A 5,000-nucleotide genomic window follows, 5' to 3' on the forward strand; every position below is an offset into this window, starting at 1 on the left:
AGGAAGGAAAGCTTGTCCTAGGCATTTTTGTTGTTTGAACTTTGGTTCATCTGATGGAAATGCTGGATTGGTGTTGCCTGACCGCGCATCACCGGATGATATCTCGAGAAGCTGGTCTTAATGATACGACCTCGAAGTGCACCGGCGTGCCTTCATATGAGGATTGTATCGAACACGTCGATGGCATCATGAAATGATCTGATTGTAAAAGGTAATCAGGTTTTTGCTGGTTTTACGCATACCTTAGGGTTGTGTGAGGCCGATTTGGAACCCCTTTGAGCGCAAGCGAGAAGGATAGGAATTCCAAATTTGCAAATATGGATGGGCATAGACAATGAGAACGAACAAGTGTTTTAAGGGCATTTGGTGGATGCCTTGGCATGCACAGGCGAAGAAGGACGTGATACGCTGCGATAAGCCGTGGGGAGCTGCGAATAAGCTTTGATCCATGGATCTCCGAATGGGGCAACCCACCTTAAATACTTGGAGAATCCAAGCTGTTCTTCTGAACGGTTTGGGTTTCCAAGTATTGATATAAGGTATCTTACCTTCGAATACATAGGGGTAAGAAGCGAACGCAGGGAACTGAAACATCTAAGTACCTGCAGGAAAGGACATCAACCGAGACTCCGTAAGTAGTGGCGAGCGAACGCGGACCAGGCCAGTGGCAATGATGAATAAAGTGGAACGATCTGGAAAGTTCGGCCGTAGCGGGTGATAGCCCCGTACACGTAGAACAATCATTGTCCTTGAGTAAGGCGGGGCACGTGAAATCCTGTCTGAACATGGGGAGACCACTCTCCAAGCCTAAGTACTCGTGCATGACCGATAGCGAACAAGTACCGTGAGGGAAAGGTGAAAAGCACCCCGACGAGGGGAGTGAAATAGAACCTGAAACCGGATGCCTACAAACAGTCGGAGCCCGCAAGGGTGACGGCGTACCTTTTGTATAATGGGTCAACGACTTAGTGTAACTAGCAAGCTTAAGCCGGTAGGTGTAGGCGCAGCGAAAGCGAGTCTGAATAGGGCGATTTAGTTAGTTGCATTAGACCCGAAACCGAGTGATCTAGCCATGAGCAGGCTGAAGGTTGGGTAACACCAACTGGAGGGCCGAACCCATATCTGTTGCAATAGATTGGGATGACTTGTGGCTAGGGGTGAAAGGCCAATCAAACTCGGAAATAGCTGGTTCTCCGCGAAATCTATTTAGGTAGAGCGTCGACCGAATACCCTCGGGGGTAGAGCACTGGATGGGCTATGGGGACTCACCGTCTTACTGATCCTAACCAAACTCCGAATACCGAGGAGTACTAGTCGGCAGACACACGGCGGGTGCTAACGTCCGTCGTGAAGAGGGCAACAACCCTGACCTCCAGCTAAGGTCCCCAAGTCATGGCTAAGTGGGAAAGGATGTGAGGATCCCAAAACAACCAGGATGTTGGCTTAGAAGCAGCCATCATTTAAAGAAAGCGTAACAGCTCACTGGTCTAAATAAGGGTCTTTGCGCCGAAAATGTAACGGGGCTAAAGCCATGCACCGAAGCTGAGGATACGATCTTATGATCGTGTGGTAGCGGAGCGTTCCGTAAGTCTGTGAAGGCGGACCCGTGAGGGCTGCTGGAGATATCGGAAGTGCGAATGTTGACATGAGTAACGATAAAGGGAGTGAGAGACTCCCTCGCCGAAAGACCAAGGGTTCCTGCTTAAAGTTAATCTGAGCAGGGTTAGCCGGCCCCTAAGACGAGGCGGACACGCGTAGTCGATGGGAACCACGTTAATATTCGTGGGCCTGGTGGTAGTGACGGATCTCGTGTGTTGTACACCCTTATTGGATTGGTTGTGCAGCGAAGAGGTTCCAGGAAATAGCTCCACCGTATAGACCGTACCCGAAACCGACACAGGTGGTCAGGTAGAGTATACCAAGGCGCTTGAGAGAACTATGTTGAAGGAACTCGGCAAATTGCACGCGTAACTTCGGAAGAAGCGTGACCCCATTGTACGCAAGTATAGTGGGGTGGCACAGACCAGGGGGTAGCGACTGTTTATCAAAAACACAGGGCTCTGCGAAGTAGCAATACGACGTATAGGGTCTGACGCCTGCCCGGTGCTGGAAGGTTAAAGGGAGGGGTGCAAGCTCTGAACTGAAGCCCCAGTAAACGGCGGCCGTAACTATAACGGTCCTAAGGTAGCGAAATTCCTTGTCGGGTAAGTTCCGACCTGCACGAATGGCGTAACGACTTCCCCGCTGTCTCCAACATAGACTCAGTGAAATTGAATTCCCCGTGAAGATGCGGGGTTCCTGCGGTCAGACGGAAAGACCCCGTGCACCTTTACTATAGCTTTACACTGGCATTCGCCAAGGCATGTGTAGGATAGGTGGTAGGCTTTGAAGCAGGGACGCCAGTTCTTGTGGAGCCATCCTTGAAATACCACCCTTATCTTCGTGGATGTCTAACCGCGGTCCGTTATCCGGATCCGGGACAGTGTATGGTGGGTAGTTTGACTGGGGCGGTCGCCTCCGAAAGAGTAACGGAGGCGCGCGATGGTTAGCTCAGACCGGTCGGAAATCGGTCGTCGAGTGCAATGGCATAAGCTAGCCTGACTGCGAGACTGACAAGTCGAGCAGAGACGAAAGTCGGTCATAGTGATCCGGTGGTCCCGTGTGGAAGGGCCATCGCTCAACGGATAAAAGGTACGCCGGGGATAACAGGCTGATGACCCCCAAGAGTCCATATCGACGGGGTTGTTTGGCACCTCGATGTCGACTCATCGCATCCTGGGGCTGGAGCAGGTCCCAAGGGTATGGCTGTTCGCCATTTAAAGCGGTACGTGAGTTGGGTTCAGAACGTCGTGAGACAGTTCGGTCCCTATCTGCCGTGGGTGTAGGAATATTGACAGGATCTGTCCCTAGTACGAGAGGACCGGGATGGACGTATCTCTGGTGGATCTGTTGTCCTGCCAAGGGCATAGCAGAGTAGCTATATACGGAATGGATAACCGCTGAAGGCATCTAAGCGGGAAACCAACCTGAAAACGAGTATTCCCTATCAGAGCCGTGGAAGACGACCACGTTGATAGGACGGGTGTGGAAGTACAGTAATGTATGAAGCTTACCGTTACTAATAGCTCGATCGACTTCTTCGTTCTCATTGTTCATGTCCATCAAGACGTGTTAAATTAAAGTGAGCTTCAAGCTCTCCAGCTTCTCGAAAACAACGTAAGTTGTTGCGTTTTGCCGACCTGGTGGTTATTGCGGGGCGGCTGCACCCGTTCCCATTCCGAACACGGCCGTGAAACGCCCCAGCGCCAATGGTACTTCGTCTTAAGACGCGGGAGAGTAGGTCGCTGCCAGGTCTGCTAAACGCAACTCAAAGCTTACAAAACATCTTCTCATCACAAAAAGGGCCTCGATGCCCAACACGAGGCCGCTATCAAAGCGGCTTTTTGCGTTTAAGGCCAATTCTTGGACTAATGCCGTCCTGCCATTCCGAAAAGCTAACTCTTTGAGGGCTGATAGATCGGGAAAACTGGCAAGTTCAGGAAACGCGAGACAAATTGCAACCCAATTTGCTCGGCACAGATCCGTCAATCGCTAGAGCGATCGACGTAGTCGCGACAAGTTCTGCGAACTTGCGCTGGTTCGGACAAACTGCCATGCAGTTTGCCTAGGGGTATTTTGCCTTTGGCAAAAACCTGGAAATACGGACAAACTGTTTTACAGTTTGCCTAGGGGATGCAAACACATCGTGTTTGCTCTGTCGCGACAAGTTCTGCGAACTTGCGCAGTCGGTATTTTGCCTTTGGCAAAAACCTGGTAACGCGGGGTGGAGCAGCCCGGTAGCTCGTCAGGCTCATAACCTGAAGGCCGCAGGTTCAAATCCTGCCCCCGCAACCAAATCAACAAAACATTCCCCCAAAAACAAAATCTCAAAACTAAAAGAAACCGCAGACCATTGGCGGCGCCTACGCGCGCGCGAAATAACCCTTCTCAAGACACAACAACCAAGGCACGCCAACAGCTGCCCAATGCGAAAGTCAAAGCCTGGAAAAACCGCCGGCGACAAAACGATCAATAACCAATGGTAGACACGCCGCAAGAAAATCAAGGCGACGCCCGCAAAACATGCTCGCTCAGAAAATCCAAATAGGCGCGTACCCGGCCAGACAATGGTCCCGAACCACCATAGACACACCAGATAACCTCGACATCGCCTGGGTTATAATCGTCCAGAACAGACACAAGTCTGCCCGCTTCAATATCTTCCTCCACATGAAAACCGCCAACACGCCCCAAGCCTAAACCATCAAGGCACAATCGGCGCATCGCCTTGACGAAATCATTGTAGGCACGCAGCGGAGACCGAACAACACGACGGCCGGCGCCAAAAAAGGCAGCACAACGTGCTGCACCACTTCTTATGATCGGCTGGCGCGAAAGGCAGGGCGTAATAGAGCTGATCGATCGACTTGCTTGCCCCTCAGAGGGCGACAATGACTGCAATTAGCGCCGCCTCTCAACCTCTTTGTGAATAGCGCTGCGCGCTCGGCCTCTGGCGGCGAACTGGAAGGCGCAAACCTAAATCACGGGGCAAACCTCAATCACCTAAAAGCAAAAGTCGGACGGGCCACACAGGCATAGGAACCGCTGCAACAGGCCAGCTCCTATGTTCATCGTGGACGAACGAAACGGTCAGAGAGAAGGCGTACAAATCGCTATGAAGCAAAAGCAGAAAGCAGGCGGCCAGCGTATCAGAATAGGTCCCGGTATAATCGGGTGAAAAAAATACAGCCGGAATCTAAAAGGCCGGAGCCACCTGCTTTGAAAAAGCACCGTTTGAAGAAACTGGCAAGGAACGACTTCAAAGAAGAAGTGTCGACTGGAGTGAATAGGGTGAGGCGAAAAAAAGGCGTCGAGCAACACGAAGTCAAAGGATCAATGCAATAGCCCCATGCCATAGCAGCATCCTGAAGGCAGAACGCCGAGCGTAAGGAAGCACGGGG

General features: G+C 51.6%; 1 tRNA gene, 2 rRNA genes and 1 pseudogene. 3 read left to right on the plus strand and 1 reads right to left on the minus strand.

What is annotated here, in order from left to right:
- Positions 1 to 342 precede the first annotated feature (342 nt).
- The 3 genes from PYL13_RS01650 (at position 343) to PYL13_RS01660 (ending at position 3,894) form a co-directional block, all read left to right on the plus strand.
- Positions 343 to 3,143: ribosomal RNA gene (locus PYL13_RS01650) — 23S ribosomal RNA — on the plus strand.
- 95 nt (positions 3,144 to 3,238) lie between these two features.
- Positions 3,239 to 3,353 (plus strand): 5S ribosomal RNA (gene rrf / locus PYL13_RS01655).
- A 464-nt stretch (positions 3,354 to 3,817) separates the two neighbouring features.
- A tRNA-Met gene (locus PYL13_RS01660) sits at positions 3,818 to 3,894 on the plus strand.
- Positions 3,895 to 4,101: 207 nt separating this feature from the next.
- Here the strand turns inward: PYL13_RS01660 and PYL13_RS01665 are convergent.
- Positions 4,102 to 4,326: pseudogene (locus PYL13_RS01665) on the minus strand (LysR family transcriptional regulator); the annotation flags it as partial.
- Positions 4,327 to 5,000: the final 674 nt, after the last annotated feature.

Source organism: Agrobacterium sp. Azo12 (assembly GCF_029193765.2).
Taxonomy (GTDB): Bacteria; Pseudomonadota; Alphaproteobacteria; order Rhizobiales; family Rhizobiaceae; genus Agrobacterium.